General features: G+C 66.7%; 19 protein-coding genes. 10 read left to right on the top strand and 9 right to left on the bottom strand.

Annotation, left to right across the window (positions count from 1 at the left end; translation table 11 throughout):
• Nucleotides 1-73 precede the first annotated feature (73 nt).
• Nucleotides 74-1,042 carry a LysR family transcriptional regulator gene (locus ACZK0Z_RS01385; protein ID WP_336339712.1) on the top strand — a complete coding sequence of 323 codons (969 nt, stop codon included), beginning with the start codon at nucleotides 74-76 and terminating at the stop codon, nucleotides 1,040-1,042.
• 331 nt (nucleotides 1,043-1,373) lie between these two features.
• Nucleotides 1,374-2,291, top strand: coding sequence for a LysR substrate-binding domain-containing protein (locus ACZK0Z_RS01380; protein ID WP_197633704.1), 918 nt, complete (start codon nucleotides 1,374-1,376; stop codon nucleotides 2,289-2,291).
• A 94-nt stretch (nucleotides 2,292-2,385) separates the two neighbouring features.
• Here the strand turns inward: ACZK0Z_RS01380 and ACZK0Z_RS01375 are convergent, their stop codons facing one another.
• Both ACZK0Z_RS01375 and lepB read right to left on the bottom strand, forming a co-directional pair.
• Nucleotides 2,386-3,642 (bottom strand): MFS transporter, encoded by a 1,257-nt coding sequence (locus ACZK0Z_RS01375; protein WP_197633705.1) that lies wholly within the window; start codon nucleotides 3,640-3,642, stop codon nucleotides 2,386-2,388.
• A 124-nt stretch (nucleotides 3,643-3,766) separates the two neighbouring features.
• Nucleotides 3,767-4,393 (bottom strand): signal peptidase I, encoded by a 627-nt coding sequence (gene lepB / locus ACZK0Z_RS01370; protein WP_049429789.1) that lies wholly within the window; start codon nucleotides 4,391-4,393, stop codon nucleotides 3,767-3,769.
• A gap of 257 nt (nucleotides 4,394-4,650) precedes the next feature.
• On the opposite strand from lepB, the gene ACZK0Z_RS01365 reads away from it, so the two are divergent.
• A complete protein-coding gene (locus ACZK0Z_RS01365) occupies nucleotides 4,651-5,052 on the top strand; it encodes a hypothetical protein (protein WP_049429790.1) in 402 nt (133 codons plus the stop codon).
• A 3-nt stretch (nucleotides 5,053-5,055) separates the two neighbouring features.
• Nucleotides 5,056-5,502, top strand: coding sequence for a hypothetical protein (locus ACZK0Z_RS01360; RefSeq protein ID WP_049429791.1), 447 nt, complete (start codon nucleotides 5,056-5,058; stop codon nucleotides 5,500-5,502).
• A gap of 155 nt (nucleotides 5,503-5,657) precedes the next feature.
• On the opposite strand, the gene dcp is transcribed toward ACZK0Z_RS01360, so the two are convergent.
• The 3 genes from dcp to arfB all read right to left on the bottom strand — a co-directional run bounded on the left by dcp (nucleotide 5,658) and on the right by arfB (nucleotide 8,964).
• Entirely contained in the window at nucleotides 5,658-7,814 is a 2,157-nt protein-coding gene (gene dcp / locus ACZK0Z_RS01355; RefSeq protein ID WP_197633706.1) for a peptidyl-dipeptidase Dcp, read from the bottom strand.
• 111 nt (nucleotides 7,815-7,925) lie between these two features.
• The gene (locus tag ACZK0Z_RS01350) at nucleotides 7,926-8,486 is read right to left on the bottom strand and encodes a lysophospholipid acyltransferase family protein (RefSeq protein ID WP_226053502.1); all 561 of its coding nucleotides are present in this window, start codon (nucleotides 8,484-8,486) and stop codon (nucleotides 7,926-7,928) included.
• Nucleotides 8,487-8,532: 46 nt separating this feature from the next.
• The gene (gene arfB / locus ACZK0Z_RS01345) at nucleotides 8,533-8,964 is read right to left on the bottom strand and encodes an alternative ribosome rescue aminoacyl-tRNA hydrolase ArfB (RefSeq protein WP_049429794.1); all 432 of its coding nucleotides are present in this window, start codon (nucleotides 8,962-8,964) and stop codon (nucleotides 8,533-8,535) included.
• A gap of 133 nt (nucleotides 8,965-9,097) precedes the next feature.
• Between arfB and ACZK0Z_RS01340 the strand changes: the two genes are divergently transcribed.
• Nucleotides 9,098-9,625, top strand: coding sequence for a DUF2059 domain-containing protein (locus tag ACZK0Z_RS01340; protein ID WP_197633707.1), 528 nt, complete (start codon nucleotides 9,098-9,100; stop codon nucleotides 9,623-9,625).
• Nucleotides 9,626-9,706: 81 nt separating this feature from the next.
• Here the strand turns inward: ACZK0Z_RS01340 and ACZK0Z_RS01335 are convergent, their stop codons facing one another.
• Both ACZK0Z_RS01335 and ACZK0Z_RS01330 read right to left on the bottom strand, forming a co-directional pair.
• Nucleotides 9,707-10,447 (bottom strand): pseudouridine synthase, encoded by a 741-nt coding sequence (locus ACZK0Z_RS01335; RefSeq protein WP_111204838.1) that lies wholly within the window; start codon nucleotides 10,445-10,447, stop codon nucleotides 9,707-9,709.
• Between the two features lie 80 nt (nucleotides 10,448-10,527).
• Nucleotides 10,528-11,115 carry an O-methyltransferase gene (locus ACZK0Z_RS01330; protein ID WP_197633708.1) on the bottom strand — a complete coding sequence of 196 codons (588 nt, stop codon included), beginning with the start codon at nucleotides 11,113-11,115 and terminating at the stop codon, nucleotides 10,528-10,530.
• A gap of 165 nt (nucleotides 11,116-11,280) precedes the next feature.
• Here ACZK0Z_RS01330 and ACZK0Z_RS01325 point away from each other — a divergent pair, with 165 nt between their 5' ends.
• From ACZK0Z_RS01325 to ACZK0Z_RS01310, 4 genes are read left to right on the top strand one after another with little or no spacing between them, the layout of a single operon-like run.
• Nucleotides 11,281-11,892: a PIG-L family deacetylase gene (locus ACZK0Z_RS01325; RefSeq protein WP_197633709.1), complete on the top strand. Its 612-nt coding sequence runs from the start codon at nucleotides 11,281-11,283 to the stop codon at nucleotides 11,890-11,892.
• On the top strand, nucleotides 11,892-13,031 hold the full coding sequence (locus ACZK0Z_RS01320; protein WP_049429798.1) for a glycosyltransferase family 2 protein: 1,140 nt from the start codon (nucleotides 11,892-11,894) through the stop codon (nucleotides 13,029-13,031). Before ACZK0Z_RS01325 ends, ACZK0Z_RS01320 begins: the two co-directional genes overlap by 1 nt.
• Entirely contained in the window at nucleotides 13,018-13,623 is a 606-nt protein-coding gene (locus ACZK0Z_RS01315; RefSeq protein ID WP_049429799.1) for an LbetaH domain-containing protein, read from the top strand. The genes ACZK0Z_RS01320 and ACZK0Z_RS01315 overlap by 14 nt, the downstream gene beginning before the upstream one ends.
• Before the next feature lie 4 nt (nucleotides 13,624-13,627).
• A complete protein-coding gene (locus ACZK0Z_RS01310) occupies nucleotides 13,628-14,413 on the top strand; it encodes a YaiO family outer membrane beta-barrel protein (RefSeq protein ID WP_049429800.1) in 786 nt (261 codons plus the stop codon).
• A gap of 52 nt (nucleotides 14,414-14,465) precedes the next feature.
• Here ACZK0Z_RS01310 and ubiB read toward each other — a convergent pair whose 3' ends face one another.
• Together ubiB and ACZK0Z_RS01300 are read right to left on the bottom strand one after the other, a co-directional pair.
• Complete coding sequence (gene ubiB, locus ACZK0Z_RS01305; protein ID WP_197633711.1) at nucleotides 14,466-16,121, bottom strand: ubiquinone biosynthesis regulatory protein kinase UbiB; 1,656 nt, start codon at nucleotides 16,119-16,121, stop codon at nucleotides 14,466-14,468.
• Nucleotides 16,118-16,753 (bottom strand): SCP2 sterol-binding domain-containing protein, encoded by a 636-nt coding sequence (locus ACZK0Z_RS01300; RefSeq protein ID WP_197633712.1) that lies wholly within the window; start codon nucleotides 16,751-16,753, stop codon nucleotides 16,118-16,120. The genes ubiB and ACZK0Z_RS01300 overlap by 4 nt, the downstream gene beginning before the upstream one ends.
• Before the next feature lie 424 nt (nucleotides 16,754-17,177).
• Here ACZK0Z_RS01300 and ddlA point away from each other — a divergent pair, with 424 nt between their 5' ends.
• Nucleotides 17,178-18,272 (top strand): D-alanine--D-alanine ligase, encoded by a 1,095-nt coding sequence (ddlA, locus tag ACZK0Z_RS01295; protein ID WP_336339713.1) that lies wholly within the window; start codon nucleotides 17,178-17,180, stop codon nucleotides 18,270-18,272.
• The last annotated feature ends 42 nt before the right edge of the window (nucleotides 18,273-18,314 follow it).

Below are 18,314 nucleotides of genomic sequence, written 5' to 3'. Positions count from 1 at the left end.
CGGCCGGGGCCGAGTATTTGGCAAAACAGTTTTTGCAATGTTCTACATAAATTGTGCTAATACTTATGACGCCATGACCACGCGCCCCTCGCCAAGTCCGCGTTTTTCCTACAAATCCGACCGGTTGAAGCCGCTGCGCGCGTTCTGCCAGACGGTGCGCCTGGGTTCGGTCTCACGGGCTGCTGAGGCACTGTTCGTCAGCCAGCCGGCCATCAGCCTGCAGCTGCAGGCGCTGGAACGGGAGTTGGGCGTGCCGCTGTTCGAGCGCAGCGGGCGGCGCCTGGTGCCCAGCCGTGAGGGCCAGCTGCTGTACGAAATGGCACAGCCGCTGGTGGAGAACCTGGACGGGCTGGAGGCGCGCTTCCGCGACAAGGTGCGCGGCCTGGACGCGGGCGAGCTGAACATCGCCGCCAACAGTTCCACCATCCTGTACCTGCTGCCGAAGATCGTGGAGCGCTTCCGCCTGCATCACCCGGACGTGCGCCTGACCCTGCACAACGCGATCAGCGCCGACGGCACCGACCTGCTGCGCGAGGATGCCGCCGACCTGGCGATCGGCTCGATGACCGACGTGCCGGCCGATCTCAGCTACGCCCCGGCCTACCGCTTCGAGCAGGTGCTGATCGCGCCGCACGATCATCCGCTGGCCAGTGGCGGCGAGCTGGAGCTGGCCGACATTGCGCGCTACCCCCTGGTGCTGCCGCCGAAGCGGCAGATCACCTACCGGCTGGTCGACCAGGTCTTCCAGCGCCACCGCATCGCCTACACCGTGGCGCTGGAGGTGGGCGGCTGGGAGGTGATCAAGCAGTACGTGGCGATGGGCATGGGCATTTCCATCGTGCCGACGCTGTGCCTGAACGAGGCCGACCATGAGCGGCTGGCAGCGCGGTCGATGAAGCGCTGGTTCCCGGAACGCAGTTACGGGGTGATCGTGCGGCGCGGCAGAGCGTTGTCGGCGCAGGCGCGGGCATTCATCGAGCTGATCCAGCCGGAGTTGTTCAGCCCGCGCGATTACGACCAGAGCGGGCATTCCGAGCGGTGAGAGGTGTTCGGCAGGGCTGCGCCCTGCACCTGCCGAAGCCGAAGCAACAGCAAAAACCGGTTATCTGTGAGATGGCGGGGTGGGTCCGGTTGCGGGGGACGCCGTAAACCCATCCATGGGGGCTTGGCCGCGGCATCCATGCCGCGGACACCCCCGCAACCGGACCCACCCCGCCTTCGACAGATCGCTAGCGCTGTTGGTGGGTGTCGACCTTGGTCGACACGTAAACAATGATCGAAATGGGTATTTGTAGAGTCGAGCCATGCTCGACTGGCGGAAAAACGATCGAAGAAGACGCCAGGCACGGTGTCGGTCTGGCTAGACTGGCCCCATGTCCATCGAACTCCGCCATCTGCGTTACTTCCTTGCCGTCGCCGATACGCTGCACTTCGGCCAGGCGGCCGAGCGGCTGGGCATGTCGCAGCCGCCGCTCAGCCAGCAGATCCGCCAGCTGGAAGACCTCATCGGCGCGCGCCTGTTCGTGCGCAGCCATCGCCGCGTGCAGCTGACGCCTGCGGGCGAACTGCTGCAGGAACGTGCACGCGCCATCGTGCAGCAGGTGGAAATGGCCGTGGACGAGGTGCAGCGTGCGCAGCGCGGTGAGCAGGGTGAACTGCATATCGGCCTGACCCGGGCCACGCCGCTGTCGCCGCAGATTCCACGTTCGATCCTGCATTACCGCCAGCAGTATCCGCAGGTACGGTTGCAGCTGAGCGAGATGAACACGCTGCAGCAGATCGACGCGCTGCTCGACGGTTCACTGGACGTGGGCATCATCCGCAAGCGCGCACTGCCCCCGGAACTGGTGGCACACAGCCTGTTTGTTGATCCGCTGGCGTTGATCGTGCATGCAGACCACCCTGCCCTTCATCGGCTCTCGAAACAGGGAACGCTGTCGCTGCGCGACTTCGCGCAGGAGCCGTTCGTGGCGTTCCGGCGCAGTGCCGGCGCGGGCATCCATGACCACATGATCGCGTTGTGCGCGGCTGCCGGATTCACGCCGCGCATCGTGCAGGAGGCAGGCGAAGCCTCGACGCTGATCAGCCTGGCCGCCGCCGGGCTGGGTGCGGCCATCCTGCCCTCCTCGTGCGATCACATCCGCGTGGAAGGGGCGCGCTTCGTAGCGCTGGCCGATGCCGGTGCGCATTCGGAGGTGCAGCTGGCCTGGCATCGCGAACGGGTAACGCCGTTGATCCGCAACTTCGCCACGCTGCTGCGCGGGGCGTTCGCCGGTAGAGTCGACTGTTAGTCGACTATCGCGCGCAGCGCGGGGCTTTTGCGGTCTGATGGAAGAGCAGTCGACTGACAGTCGACTCTACCAAGGCAAGCGCAACTCCACAGGATCAGGCAGTGACCGGCTGCGGGGCGCGCTGCTGCAGCGCCCAGACAATGCCACCGCCGATCAGGGTCAGCACGGCGGCGAACAGGCACACACCCAGCCAGTCCCACGCCGCATAAGCCAGGCCGCCTAAACCACCGAGCACACTCGAACCCAGGTAATAGGCAAACAGATACAGCGCCGAGGCTTCCGCGCGCATCGCACCGGCACGGCTGCCAACCCAGCTGCTGGCCACCGAGTGACCACCGAAGAAGCCGAACGTCACCAGCGCGATGCCCAGTGCCATCGTGCTCAGCCATGGCAATGCCAGCAGCGCGATGCCGGCGCCGATCAGCGCGAACGAGATCGACAGGATGCGGCCGCGCCCGTACCGCGTGGCCTGCTGGCCCATCCACGCCGAACTGAAGGTGCCCACCAGGTACACGCTGAAGATCAGGCCGACCACGGTCTGGCTGAGGTGGTACGGCGGCGCCAGCAGGTGGTAGCCCAGGTAGTTGTAGAGGGTGACGAACACGCCCATCAGCACGAACGAGGTGGCGAACAGCCACGGCAGGCCCGGGTCGGCGAACAGCATGCGCCAGCGCGACGGCAACTGGCGCAGGCCATCGCGACGCGCGTGGAAATGGCGCGACGGGGGCAGCTGCAGCCACAGCAGCGCGGTGCTGGCGATGGCGATGATCGAGACCACGCCGATACCCCAGCGCCAGCCCCAGTGGTCGGCGATGATGCCGGCCAGCAGGCGCCCGCTCATGCCACCGATGGCGTTGCCGCCGATGTACAGGCCCATCGCCAGGCCCAGCGCGCGGCTGTCCATTTCCTCGACCAGGTAGGTCATCGCCACCGCCGGTACGCCGCTCAGCGCCAGGCCGAGCAGGGTGCGCAGCACCAGCAACGTGGTCCAGTCGTCCACCAGCGCGGTGCTCAGCGACAGCATGGCCGAGGCCAGCAGCGCAGCGATCATCAACGGGCGACGGCCGACCGCGTCGGACAGCAGGCCGGCCAGCAGCATGGCCACCGCCAGCGTGCCGGTGGTCAGCGACAGCGACATCGCGCTGCCGGCAGCAGAAACGCCGAAGTGGCGGCTGAACTCGGGCAGCAGCGGCTGCACCGTGTACAGCAGGCCGAAGGTGGAAAAGCCGGCCAGGAACAGCGCCAGCGCAGTGCGGCGGAAGGCCGGCGTGCCCTGCTGGATGCGGGTCTCGGCGCTGGAATCGACAGTGTGGGGGCGGTGTTCGACGGCCGCTGCGGTTTCGCCAGTCATGGGATCGATGGGCCGCTGGGGGACGGCCGGACGTGGGAGGGAACGGGCCTAGACTAGGCCCGACCATCCAGTCGATCCATAACCTGATAGGTCAGGATTGATACGTCTGACCTATCGATTCAGCTTACAGGCGCTGCCACTCGAAGCCGTCGCCCCGGCGGTAGTACACCGCCACCGCCCGGCCGTAGACCTTGTCCGCATCGACGAAACCGAAGAAGCGGCCATCGAAACTGTTGCCACGGTGGTCTCCCAGCACCAGCACCTTGCCGGCTGGCACCACCAGATCGGCGATGTCCGGACCACCGCCCATGTCCAGGTCCAGGCGGGCACGACGTTCACCGAAGGCTTCCACGTCCTGCAGGTCAGCGATCTGCAGCGGCTGGCCGTTGATGCTCAGGTGTCCCTCGCGCATGTGCACGTGGTCCCCCGCCACCGCCGCCACGCGCTTGATCAACCGGGTGCCATCGGCCGGCGAATCAAACACCGCCACTTCGCCGCGCTGCGGGGTACCGGTCGCCAGCAGTTCCTTGTTGGTGAACGGCAGGCGCAGGCCGTAGGCGCGCATGTCCACCACCACCCGGTCGCCCGGTTGCAGGGTCGGCTGCATCGAGCCGCTGGGCACCACGTAGTGGTTGGCCAGGGTATCGCGGGCAGCGGCGAGCAGGCCGAGCATCACCAGCAGCGGCAACGCCTCCTTCTTCAGCCAGGCCAGCGCGCGTTCGGAAAAGGGAGGGCGGGCAACAGCATCCATGGCAGGCTCCGGGTGGGTGGTAGCTGCATCAGACCACAGGCGGGCGGGAGAGGTTCCCGCGCCACGATCCTGTAGAGCCGAGCCTACGCTCGGCTGCTTGTCGAGCGTCGGTTTGCGTCAGCCGAGCGTGGGCTCGGCTCTACAGGAAGGGTTACGCAGGTTTTACGCGCGGGGCCGGCCAAGGGCATCGCACCTTTACGGCCGCCGCGCGCATCGTGTGCCCACCGCGCCGCAGGGCGCATTCCGCAAGGTGTTGTATGACCCTCCTGGTGATCCGCCACGCGTCTTCGTCGGCGCCGCGTCCGCAGCTGCCGGCGCAGCTGGCCGGCCATCGCGTGCTGTGCAGCGATTGCGCCAGCCTGTCCGAAGTACGCCAGTGCCTGTGCCAGCCGCAGGCGCGTTCGGCCGACTGGGTGCTGCTGGATGTCGGCGTGGCCGACGAAGCGCAATGGCAGGCCGAGGGCGGTGCGTTGCAGGCGGCGCTGGAACGTCTGCCGGCGCAGTACATCGAGCTGCAGTCGCCCAGCGAGCTTGGCCTGGATGCGCGCCTGCGCCTGCAGCATGGCCCCGCCGCAGTGGTGATCGACCAGCGCAGCCAGCAGGCCGGCTATCCGCTGTCGCTGGCCATTGTCGGTCGCCGCCTGGCGCAGGAGGGCTGAGCCATGTCGATCTTCATCATCCGTGGCCCGGAAGCCGCCGGTGCGTTGATCCGTACCGCCATGCCGCTGCCGGCGCCGGTGCTGAAGTCGCTGGTGCATCGTGCGATCGACGCCGGCACCAGCGTGGCGATCCGTGCCTGTGGTTCGGAACAGGAACTGCTGGATGCACTGCGCGTGGCCGACCACAGCCGCGGCGAGGTGACGCTGCTCGATCCGGGCGCGTGCGCCAACAGCCTGCGCCTGCAGCGTCTGCTGCCCTATCTGCACAACGCGTACGTGGAAGTGCATGACGACGGCGCGGTGGCCGAGCCGTGCCTGCCGGCTGGTGTCGGCCATCGACTGGGCATTGCTGCAGGGTATGGCGCGCAGAGCTATGTGCTGGCGCTGGACATCGCGCTGGATCACCTGGGGCTGGCCGAGCAGGCCAATCGGGTGCACGTGGGGACGTAAACCGCTGGTGTAGCGTCGAGCCATGCTCGACTGGCTTTTCCGCCTTTGTAGAGCCGAGCCCATGCTCGGCTGCCTTTCCAGGAAACATCAGCCGAGCACGGGCTCGGCTCTACAGAAAGAAAAACGGCGGGGTTTCCCCCGCCGTTTTTTGTTTCTTACTTCAGCCCGCGGAACTTCAGCAGCGGTTCCACCGACGGGTCCTTGCCGCGGAAATCGCGGTACAGGGTCGACAGCTCCACGCTGTTGCCGCGCGAGAGGATCTTGTCGCGGAATTCCTGGCCGTTGGCCGCCGTCAGGCCACCGTGTTCGGTGAACCACTGGTAGGCGTCATGATCCAGCACTTCGGCCCAGAAGTAGGCGTAGTAGCCGGCCGAGTAACCGCCACCCCAGATGTGGTCGAAGTAGGTGGTGCGGTAACGCGGCGGCACCTGCGGCAGATCGACCTTGAACTTCTTCAGCGCGCTGGCTTCAAAGGCACCGACATCCTGCAGCGGCGCGTCGGCCTTCTGCGTGTGCCAGGCCAGGTCCAGCAGTGCGGCCGACAGGTACTCGGTGGTCGCATAGCCCTGGTTGAAGCTGCGTGCCTTGAGGATCTTGTCGACCAGTTCCTGCGGCATCGCCTCGCCGGTCTTGTAGTGCTTGGCGTAGTTGGCGAACACCTTCGGGTCCAGTGCCCAGTGCTCGTTGAACTGCGACGGGAACTCGACGAAGTCGCGCGAGGTGGCGGTGCCGGCGATCGACGGGTACTTCACGTTCGAGAACATGCCATGCAGTGCGTGGCCGAACTCATGGAACATCGTGGTGACGTCATCGAAGCTGATCAGCGCAGGCTGGCCGGCGGCCGGCTTGGTGAAGTTGCAGACGTTGTAGACCACCGGCTTGGCACCGGTCAGGCCGTCCTGCTCGACGAACACGTCCATCCAGGCGCCACCGGACTTGCTGTCACGCTTGAAGTAGTCGGTGTAGAACAGGGCCAGCGAGGTGCCGTCCTTGTCGAACACTTCGTACACCTTCATGTCCGGGTTGTAGGTCGGAATGTCGGTGCGCGGCTTGAAGGTGATGCCGTACAGTTGGGTGGCGGCGTAGAAGACGCCGTTCTGCAGCACGTTGTCCAGTTCGAAGTACGGCTTGAGCTGCGACTCGTCCAGATCGTACTTGGCCTTGCGCACCTGCTCGGCGTAGAAGTCCCAGTCCGAGGCGGCGACCTGGAAGCCGCCCTTCTGCGCGTCGATCACCTTCTGGATCTCGCCGGCTTCGGCACGGGCCTTGGCAGTGGCGGCCGGCACGGTGTCGGTCAGCAGCTTCAGCGCGGCGGCCGGGGTCTTGGCCATCTGGTCGCCCAGCTGGTAGTCGGCGAAGGTGTCGAAGCCAAGCAGCTTGGCCTTCTGCGCACGCAGCTGGGCCAGGCGCTGCACGGTCTGCCGGGTGTCGTTGGCATCGCCGCGCTCGGCGCGGGTTTCCGAGGCCTTCAGCACAGCGGCGCGCTGGTCGCGATCGCTCAGCGAGCCGAGCACCGGCTGTTGGGTGGTGTTCTGCAGCGGCAGCAGGAACTTGCCATCCAGCTTGCGGTCCTTGGCGGCGGCCGCAGCATTGTTGATCGCGTCCTCGTCCAGGCCGGCCAGCTTTGCCTTGTCGTCGATAACCACGGCCGCAGCGGCGGTGGCCGCCACCAGACGGGTGTGGAACTGGGTGGAGAGGGTGGTCTCTTCCACGTTGAGCTTGCGCAGCGAGGCCTTGTCGGCGTCGGACAGCTGCGCACCCGCACGCACCAGGCCGTCGTAGTAATGCTCTACCAGGCGCTTCTGCACCGGATCCATTTCCAGCGTGTCGCGCTGGTCATAGATCGACTTCACGCGAGCGAACAGCTTCGGGTCGAGATTGATCTCGTCCTGGTGCGCAGCCAGCTTCGGCGCCACTTCTTCCTGGATCTTCTGGCGCGCGTCGTTGGTATCGGCCTGGACCAGGCCGAAGAAGATGCGCGACACGCGGGTCAGCGTCTCGCCGCTGCGCTCCATCGCCACGATGGTGTTGTCGAAGGTGGCCGGCTCACTGCTGTCGGCGATCTTGCGCACGTCGGCCAGGTGCTGGCGCATGCCTTCCTCGAAGGCCGGCAGGTAGTCGCTGTCCTTGATCTTGTCGAACTGCGGCGCCTGGAACGGCAGCGTGCTGGCGCTCAGCAGCGGATTGGTGGAGGCTTCGGCCGGCTGCTGGGCCGGGGCTTTCTGGGCATCGGACACGGGGGTGGACTCCTTGCCGGAACAGGCCGCCAGCGCCAGGCTGATGGCGGCGGCCAGGACTACGGTACGCGACATGTAAAACGCTCCTTGGGCAGACGGTATGGAATACCAGCCCTCCACCCTACTCCTGTCGCGCTCGCCCGGCATGTGCCGGACGTGGCGTCTATGCGGCGGCCTGTGGCCGGCTCAGACCGTGCCGCGGGTCTTGCCGATCCACGGCCGGTAGAACTCGCGGATGGCGGCCATGTCGGCGGCGTCATCGCCGCTGGGCGTGAACAGCGGGCCGATGCCGATGGTCTTTTCCGGATAGTGGAAATACGCGGCCAGGATCGGTACGTCGGCCATCCGGGCGATCTTCAGGAAGCCGGCCTTCCAGTCCTTCACCGCCTTGCGGGTGCCCTCGGGCGTGATGGCGAACCACATCTTCTCGTTGTTGCGCAGCAGATCCACCGCCTGCCCGACCGTGCCCTGCGGCGAGCTGCGATCCAGCGGGATCACGCCCAGCTTGTGCAGCAGCGGCCCCAGCGGCCACCAGAACAACGAGGCCTTGCCCAGCACCTTCACCTTCATGCCCAGCGCGATCTTGGCCGCCATGCCCCACAGGCCGTCCCAGTTGGAGGAGTGCGGGGCGATGATGAACACCAGCCGCGGGATGTCAGGCAGGGTGCCGGTCACCTTCCAGCCGCCCATGCGCAGGGTGCAGCGCGCCAGCCAGCGCAGGAAGGCGTTGGGTTTGACCTGTGGCATCTGCGGCGGCACGGCCGGCAGCAACGAAGTCGGCTTGTTCAAGCAATCACTCCCAGTCACGTGATGAGCGCCCGCGCTTGATCTGCGCGCGCCCGCGTTTGGCGTCCAGACGACGCAGTTTCGACCCGAGGGTCGGCTTGGTGGCCTTGCGCGGTTTGGGCACGCTCAGCCCGGCCTGGATGAAGGCCGCCAGCCGCTCGCGCGCATCCTCGCGATTGCGATCCTGGGTGCGGAAACGTTGCGCGTCGATGACCAGCACGCCTTCGCCGGTCATGCGCCGGTCACGCCGCGCCAGCAGGCGCTCGCGCAACGGGTCGGGCAACGAGGGCGAGTTGGCCACATCGAAACGCAGTTCCACCGCGGTGGAGACCTTGTTGACGTTCTGGCCACCGGCACCGCTGGCGCGCACGAACCGCTCGACGATCTCGCCGTCGGGGATTTCAAGCTGCGCGCTGATGGTGACCGGTCCACTGCCCATCCGCGCATTGTAGCGGCAGCCACGTGTCGGAGTGCGCATCGCGCGCCGTATGCCGCCGATCAGGTACCGAACACGCCGCCTTCGCCTTGGCTGCGGGTATGCTGGCCATCCCATGTACCGCAGGAAGCTTCGCATGACCCGCTCCGCATCCGCCCTGCCATCCCTGCTGCGCCGCGCTGCCCTGTTGCTGGCGCTGGCCGTGGCCAGTGTCCCGGCCCTGGCCGCACCGCCGACCGACGGCGACATCAACCGCCTGCTCTCGGCCTCGCGCGCGCAGAGCATGATCGACACCATGCTGCCGCAGATCGAGGCGATGCAGCAGCAGCAGTTCCAGCAGGTGGCCGCGCAGCGCCAGCTCAACGCCCAGCAGCAGGAACAGCTCAAGCGGATCCAGGCACGGACCAGCCAGACCCTGCGCCAGGCCCTGTCGTGGCAGCAGCTGCGGCCGATGTACGTGGACCTGTACAAGAAAACCTTCAGCAAGGAAGACGTGCTGGCGATGGCCGAGTTCTATGAGAGCGCGGCCGGCCAGAGCCTGCTGGACAAGACCCCGGCGCTGATGCAGAACGTGATGGTAGCGATCCAGGCGCGCATGCAGCCGCTGTTCGCAGACCTGCAGAAGGACCTGGAAGCGATCGTCAACGAGCCGGAAAAGAAGTGACCGGGATTTCCGTAGCGCCCGAGCCCATGCTCGGGCGGCGGCGCGCAGTGCCGTGAAGCGCAGCCGAGCGTGGGCTCGGCTCTACAGGTCCTGGTGCCAGCCGAACAGGTCCAGCGCCTTCTGGAACCCATGGTCCAGCGGCGCACGTACATCGACCACGCCACCATCAGGATGCGGGAAACGCAGGCGCTCGGCGTGCAGCAGCATGCGGTGCACGCCCTGCATGCGGAAGATGCGGTTGTGGCGGCCATCACCGTGGCTGGTGTCGCCGATCATGTGATGTGACAGGTGCTTGAGGTGCCGGCGGATCTGCCGGAAGCGCCCGGTCTGTGGCTGGCAGCGCAGCAGCGCGTACCGTGAGCTGGTGAACTCGCCAACCGGCACCGGCAGCTCGCCGGTGGCCAGGCGCTGGAAATCGGTGATCGCCGGCTTCTTCACCGGCTTGCCCGGGCCACCGTCGAGGTCGTGGTCGACCCGCCAGGACAGTTCGGCCGGCCAGCCGCGGCAGACGGTCAGGTAGTCCTTCAACACCTCGCCGCCCATCAGGGCCTTGCCCAACGCACTGGCGGTATCGCGGTCGAAGGCCAGCAGCAGGCAGCCACTGGTGGCCCGGTCCAGCCGGTGGACCAGGAAGATCGGGCGGCCCAGCTGCTCGCGCAGGCGGTCGGCCAGGAAATCGTCTTCGCCACGGGCCAGCTTGCTGTCGTGGACCATCAGCCCGGCAGGCTTGTTGACCACGGCCAGGCGTTCATCCAGGTGCAGCAGCTGCAGGGGCGCGGTGTCGGTCTCGACCGCGGCGAGGGTCTCGGGTTCGGTGCTCACCGCGGGATTATCGCAGATCGGGGTCAGAACCCTTTTCCTTCGGAAAAGGGTTCTGACCCCGATGCGGGGCGGCACGGCAATCAGGCGTTGCGCACGGCCAGCAGTTCACCGTTGCCCACCGGCACCAGGCTGGTGCTGAAGTCCGCGTCAGACTCCAGCAGCGTCCGCAGCGGTTCCATCTCTTCCGCGTGCGAGGTGGCGTTGTCCACCACCAGCAGGCCGCCCGGGCGCAGCACGCGACGCAGCTGCGGCCACCAGCCGGCGTACTGCCCGCGGTCCGAATCGAGGAACAGCAGATCGATGCTGTCCTCACCGGCCTGAGCCAACCACTGCCCGGCATCGCCGTGCACCAGCGTGATGTGCTCGCCCAGACCGCTGCGTGCAAAGTTCGCACGTGCCATCGCCACCTTGTCCCCGGCGAACTCCAGCGTGGTCACGTGGCCGTCGATGGCGGCGGCGGCCTCAGCCAGCCACAGCGTGGAATAGCCGTTGGAGGTGCCGACCTCCAGCACCCGCCGCGCTGCGCCGAAACGCACCAGCACCGCCAGGAATTCGCCCGTATCCGGTGTGATGTTGAGCATGCGGCGGCCGCGTTCGACTTCACGGGCGTCGTTTTCGGCACCAAGCCGGGCCAGTTCATTCTTCAGTTCCGACAGTTCCAGAGCCATTTTCCCACTGAGCTCGCCATGAGGCAGCGTCCATTCTTACCCGAATCCCGAATTTCGTACTAATCCTAGAGCCGCTGCATTTTCACGCTGAGATAGTTCCCGCCTCCTTCACGCGGGGGCAGCATGCCTGGCCGCCGCGAACCCGGCTTCCGCTAGGACACAGCCATGACATTGAACATTCTGGCAATCGGCGCCCATCCAGATGACATCGAACTCGGTTGCGGTGGCAGCCTGGCAAAGCTCGCCCGCGCCGGCTCACGCATCCATGCACTGGTACTCAGCCGCGGCGGCCGCGGCTGCCACGCCGGCATCGATCGCAGCGAGGAATCGCATCGCGCGCTGCGCCGACTCGGGGTGGCCGAGGTGATCCAGAAGGATTTCCCCGACACGCGATTCCCCGCCTGCCGCAACGACATCATCGCGTCGATCGAACAGGCCTGCGCCGTGATCGGACCAGGCCGCGTCTACACGATGTGTGGCGAGGATCATCACCAGGACCATCGCACCGTCCACGAAGCGTCGATCATCGCCTGCCGCCACATTCCGCAGATCCTCTGTTATGAGAGCCCCAGCACCCTGCCGCAGTTCGCGCCACAGGTGTTCGAGGACATCAGCGCGCAGCTGGAGCTGAAGATCCACGCGCTGCGCGAGCATGCCAGCCAGGGCGATCGCCATTACATGCAGGAAAGCCACCTCCGCTGCCATGCGCAGTTCCGTGGTCAGCAGATCGGCATCGGGCCCAGCGAGGGTTTCCTGCCATACCGGTTGGTGCTGTGATGAAGACACTGTTGTTCCTGGCCATGTGCGCCTTCATCCTGGTGCGCATCTGCGTGCAGGTCTCGCGCCGGCCCAGCACCCGCCTGTACAGCATCGACGCGATCGTGCCGGCCTACAACGAAGCCCCGTGCCTGGAGCGCTCGCTGGCCAGCCTGTTGGAAAACCCCTACGTGGCGCGGGTGATCTGCGTCAACGATGGTTCCACCGACAACACGGCCCAAGTGCTTGATGCGCTGCAGGTACGCTGGCCCGGGCGTCTGGTGGCCGTGCACCAGGCCAACACCGGCAAGGGCGGTGCACTGATGCACGGGCTGCAGCACGCGACCGCCAAGCAGGTGTTCCTGACCGATGCAGATACCTATATCGATCCACGCAGCCATGGCCTGGGCCATCTGCTGGACGAGATCGAACGCGGCGCCGATGCAGTTGGCGGCATCCCTTCTTCCAGTCTGCAAGGTGCCGGCTTCCTCCCCCATGTGCGCGCCAGCCTGAAACTGCCGATGATCGTGATCAAGCGCAGCTTCCAGCAATGGCTGGGCGGCGCACCGTTCATCGTCTCCGGTTCGTGTGGCCTGTTCCGCACTTCGGTGCTGCGCAAGGTCGGGTTTTCCGATCGCACCTGCGTGGAAGACCTGGACATGTCCTGGTCACTGGTTGCGCAGGGCTATCGGGTTCGCCAGAGCGTCCGCTGCGTGGTCTACCCGCAGGAATGCAACACGCTGGTGGAGGAGTGGCGGCGATGGCGACGCTGGATCGTCGGCTATGCGGTATGCATGCGCCTGCATCGGCGCCTGTTGCTGACCCGCTTCGGCCTTTTCAGCATCCTGCCGATGATGCTGCTCGCCCTGGCCGGCATCGTCCTGTCGCTGCAGGTATGGTTCGGCGCGGCCCGGCTGCACGGACCCGGTGGCCTTGTACTGTCGGTGATGCCCCTGTTCTGGGTCGGCATCGTCATGCTGCTGGCAGTGATCAGCGCCGTCCACCACCGACGCGCGTGGCTGGTGCCGGCGGCGGCCTTCTCGATGCTGTATGTACTGCTCGCCTACGCGATCTGGCTGCTGCACGGCCTGGCGGGACTTTTCACCGGCCGTGAGCCGGTGCGCGACAAACCGACGAGGTACCCGCATGTGGTGGAATGACCTCGACGCCATGGCAGAGGCGCTGTCGACACTGGCGCCCCGCACTGACCCCAGCGCACGGGTCTCGCCACGGGCCACCCTGCAGGGGGCCGTACGGATCGGTGCCGGCAGTCGCATCTGCGACGGCGCCCATGTCCAGGGTCCTGTGTCGATCGGCCGCGACTGCCTGATCGGCAACAACGCGCTGCTGCGCGGCCCGCTGTGCATCGGTGACGGCACGCGCATCGGCTTTGCCAGTGAACTGAAGAACGCGCGGTTGGGCAGCCAGGTCAGCGTCGGTCCGCAATGCTTCATCGCCGACAGTCGTATCGATGACCGGGTCTATCTCGGCGCTCTGGTGCGCACCAGCAACCACCGCCTCGATGGCGCCGCCGTCAGCGTGCACATCGAAGGCACCGCCATCGACAGCCAACGCGAGAAGCTCGGTGCCTGGATCGGTGAAGGTGCCGCGCTGGGTGTCGGCGTGATCATCCTGCCCGGTCGCATCGTCGCGCCGGGGAGCCAGTTCGGCCCACGTATCACCGTGGAACGAAACCTGCCGCCCGGCCGCTACCGGCTGCTGCAGTCACTGCATTCCCAACCCCTGGAGTAACCCCATGCGATTGATCATCCGTAGCGCACTGCCGTGCGCCCTGCTGCTGGCTGTTTCCAGCGCCCACGCCGGCGTCGACCGTGTCACGGTGCAGCTGGACCATGCCGACTACAGCGATGGCTTCGGCAAGCGTGACGTACAGACCGTGGACGTGGCCGGCCGCAATGGCGACAGCCGCTGGCACCTCGGGCTGGCCCATGGCGAGCGTGACTACGGCAGCAGGCGATTCAGCGGCAACCGCGTGCAGGGCTCGCTGCACCATCGCTGGAGCCCGCGCCTGTCCACCCGCACTGCCGTCACGGCATCCAACGATGATCCCGTGTTCGTCAACCGCCAGGTGAACCAGGACATCCTGTGGAAAGTGGCACCGCAGACCGTACTGAGCGTGGGCGGCAAATACGCCCAGTACCATGCCGGCGCCTACGTGAGCGGGTGGTCGGTGGGTGCCTCGCATTACTTCCCGCGCGTGACCACCTCACTGCGCCACGAGCGGCACCGCCAGTCCAATGGACCGGATGGGCATGGCACCACACTGTCGCTGCGACTGAAGGATGCGCAAGGCCGTGGCTCGACCCAGCTGTGGCTGGGCAGCGGTACGTCCGGCTACACCGCCGAGTCCGATCCGCTGCTGCTGCGCGAGCACGACGCACGGCGTGCCTTCCTGCGCCGCAGCCAGCCGTTGGGTGAGCACCTGGTGCTGGACGTGGGTGTCGGCAAGACCTGGCACAAGACGCGCCTGGACAGCTTCCAGAGCGTGCAGTCGCACCTGGGCCTGGGCTACCACTGGTAAGCCTGTGGTCGATCGGCGGCGCACATTGCCGCCGATCTTCAATCTGCTGGGGTCAGCGCCACCACGCGCGTGCCAGCGCAACGACACCTACCACACCGGACAGCCAGCTCCACATCGGCAGGTCGCCCCAGTACCAGCCCGGCGGCTGCAGCACATACATCAGCGCGGCAATGGCGAGCAGGCCGACACCGGTGATCGCACCCACCGCGCGCTTCTGCAGGCGCTGCAGACTGGCATCGAGCGCAACCAGGTCGCGCGAACGCATCGCCAGTTCGTGGCGGCCCTCCACCTGCTGGGTCAACCAGGCGTGCACCAGGCGCGGCATGTCCGGCGCGTGGGTCATGATCTCCGGCAGGCGCTTGCCGATCTCGCGTACCACCCGGCGCGGGCTGTAGCGCTCGCGCAGGATCTTCGCCAGTACCGGCTTGGCCACCGCCCAGATATCGATCTGCGGGTCCAGCTGGCGGCCGACGCCCTCGATGTTCAGCAGGGTCTTCTGCAGCAGGATCAGCTGCGGCTGCAACGTCAGCTGGTAACGCTGCGCCACGCGGAACAGCTTCATCAGCACTTCGGCCAGCGAAATCTGCGACAGCGGCCGGGTGAAGTACGGCTCGCATACCGAGCGCACCGCCGCTTCCAGATCGTCGATGCGTACGTGGTCGGGCATCCAGCGTGCCTGCACGTGCAGTTCGGCGATGCGACGGTAATCCCGGTTGAAGATGGCCATGAAGTTCTCGGCCAGGTAGTACTGATCTTCCTGCGAGAGCTGGCCCATGATGCCGAAGTCCAGTGCGATGAAGCGCGGATTGGCTCGGCGCGCCGGATCGGTGTCGACCCAGATGTTGCCGGCGTGTGCATCGGCATGGAAGAAGTTGTCGCGGAACACCTGGGTGTAGAACACCCGCACACCCTTGGCGGCCAGCGCCTTTCGGTCGATGCCGGCCTTGTCCAGCGCGGCGATGTCGTCGGACGGAATGCCCCACACCCGCTCCAGCGTCAGTGCGCGCTCGGCGGTGTGGCTCCAGATCACTTCCGGCACGTACAGGTCGTCGCTGTTCTCCCAGAAACGGCGCAGCACGCTGGCATTGGCGCCCTCGCGCTGCAGGTCCAGTTCGGCGGCCAGGGTGTTCTCGACTTCGGCCACCACTTCGCGCGGGCGGATCTTGTCGGCGCGTGGGTGGGTGCGCTCGACCAGCGCGGCCAGCGAGTTGAGCAGCGCAATGTCGGCGTCGATCTGCTTCTCGATGCCCGGACGCAGCACCTTGACCACCACCTGGCGGCCATCGGCCAGCGTGGCCGCGTGGACCTGCGCGATCGAGGCCGAGGCCAGTGGTTCGGTATCAAAGCTGGCGAACGCTTCGCTGACCGGCAGGCCGAGCGCGTCCTCGACGATGCGGCGCGCGGTCTCGCCATCGAACGGCTTGACCCGGTCCTGCAGCAGGGTCAGCTCGTTGGCCACGTCCGGCGGCACCAGGTCGCGGCGCGTGGACAGGATCTGGCCAAACTTGACGAAGATCGGGCCGAGGTCCTGCAGCGCCAGACGCAGGCGGGCGCCACGCGACTGCGAAGCGATACTGGCCGAGGCGCGCGGCACGAACGGCTTGGCCAGGCGCAGCCAGCGCTCGGCCGGCGTGCCCTGCAACAGGTCGTCGAGACGGTAACGCAGGATCACCCGGCCAATGCGGCTTGCCCGCAGCACGGCCTTCATGCGGCACCCCGCAGCCGCTGTACGCGTGCACCAAGGCGCTCCACGTCATCGCGCAGCACATCCACGTCGTCGTGGAAGGCATCCAGCTCCGCACGTGGCACCACGTCGCGCGATTCCTCGGTGATGAACTCGGCAGCGCTGTGGGCCAAGTCGATGGCACCCTGGCGTGCATGCTGCAGGGCGCTGCGCAGGGTGTTGGCGACCTGCACGCCCAGCACTTCGCCGAACACGCTGACGAAGGGCTGCTGCCAGTCCGGGTCGAAGCCCTTGGCCAGCTGCTGCAGGCGACGCGCCAGCTCGGCATCGCCGGCCACGCGCACACGGCCCTTGCCGTTGTTGTCACCGCGCCGCGCGTTGGCCAGCAGCGGCAGTTGAGCGAGCACGCCGGCCAGGCTGCTGCGCACGGCCAGGTCGGCCTCCTGCGCGTCCACCGGGCCGACCCGCAGTGCATCGCCGTCGACGCTGATGCGCATGGCCAGCGAAGGCGCTTCCAGGGTCAGGTCGATATGCCGGCCGTCGAGGCTGACCAATGCATGGCGGGTATCCTGATCCAGCGCCAGTGCGCGGTTCAGGGCGATCTGCAGGGCGCGGCCAGCGACCGGCTTGAGGGACTTGAGCAGGGAGAGAGCCATGTGCGCATTCTACCTGCGTGGGTGGGGGGCTTGGGCCGGGCTGCCGCCCGGCACCCGCAGAGGCAACGGCAGAGGCAACGGCAACAGCAATAGCCGAAGCAACAGCAACAACCGGCATTCCGTGGGTTGACGGGGTGGGTCCGGTTGCGGGGGCCGCTGCAAGTACGTCCCTGTAAGCTCGGTCGCGGCATCCATGCCGCGGACACCCCCGCAACCGGACCCACCCCGCCTTCGACAGGTTCCTGCCGTCTGTAGGGTCGGATCCCGTTGCTGCGCAACGGGCTCTGACCCCTGTTGATGGGCCATGAGGACGGTAGATCCACGCCATGCGTGGATGGATGGTTGGTTCATCCGCGCCTCACCTGGGCGGCAACGGAAGGTTCATGCTGTACGGCCACGCAACGCACAGGACATCGCATTCGCCATGGCACGGACCCGGGTCGGCATCATCTTCGGTGGCAAGTCTTCCGAGCACGAAGTTTCACTGCAGTCGGCGAAGAACATCCTCGACGCGCTCGACCGCGAGCGCTTCGAGCCGGTGCTGGTCGGCGTCGACAAGCAGGGCCAGTGGCACCTGAGCCAGCCGGAGACGTTCCTGATCAATGCCGATGATCCGTCGCGCATCGCGCTGCATCGGTCCGGCGCGTCGCTGGCGGTGCATCCCGGCGCCGAACAGGCGCAGCTGCGCCCTTCCGATGCGGCCGCAGCGCTCGGCCAGATCGATGTGGTGCTGCCGATCGTGCACGGGCCACTGGGCGAGGACGGTGCGCTGCAAGGCCTGCTGCGCATGGTCAACCTGCCCTTCGTCGGTTCACCGGTGCTGGGTTCGGCCGCAGCGATGGACAAGGACGTGGCCAAGCGCCTGCTGCGCGATGCCGGCCTGCGGGTGGCACCGTGGTTGTGCATCCGCCGTCATCAGGCCGCAGCGGTCGATGTCGATGCGGTGATCGCCCAGCTCGGCCTGCCGTTGTTCGTGAAGCCTGCCAACCAGGGTTCGTCGGTGGGCGTGAGCAAGGTCAAGGATGCCGCGGGCTTCGCCGATGCGCTGGAACTGGCGCTGCGGCATGACCACAAGGTGCTGGTGGAATCGGCCATCGTCGGCCGCGAGATCGAATGCGCGGTGCTGGGCAATGAGCAGCCGCAGGCCAGCGTATGCGGCGAGGTGGTGGTGCACGACGAGTTCTACGCCTACGACACCAAGTACATCAATGCCAATGGCGCTGACGTGGTGGTGCCGGCCGACATCGATGCCGCTACCCAGGCACGCATCCAGCAGATCGCGCTGCAGGCCTACCAGGCGCTGGAATGCGCGGGCATGGCGCGGGTCGATGTGTTCCTCACGGCCCATGGCGAGATCATCATCAACGAGATCAACACGCTGCCGGGCTTCACCCGCATCAGCATGTATCCGAAGCTCTGGGGCGCCAGCGGCGTGGACTACACCACCCTGATCACGCGGTTGATCGAGCTGGCGCTGGAGCGCCATGCGGCCGATCGCGGATTGCACAGCGCCTTGTAGAGTCGAGCCATGCTCGACTCATGAAAGGCAGTCGAGCATGGC

Source organism: Stenotrophomonas sp. 116085_Sma, assembly GCF_056479585.1.
This window is presented reverse-complemented; position numbering and strand designations above follow the sequence as displayed.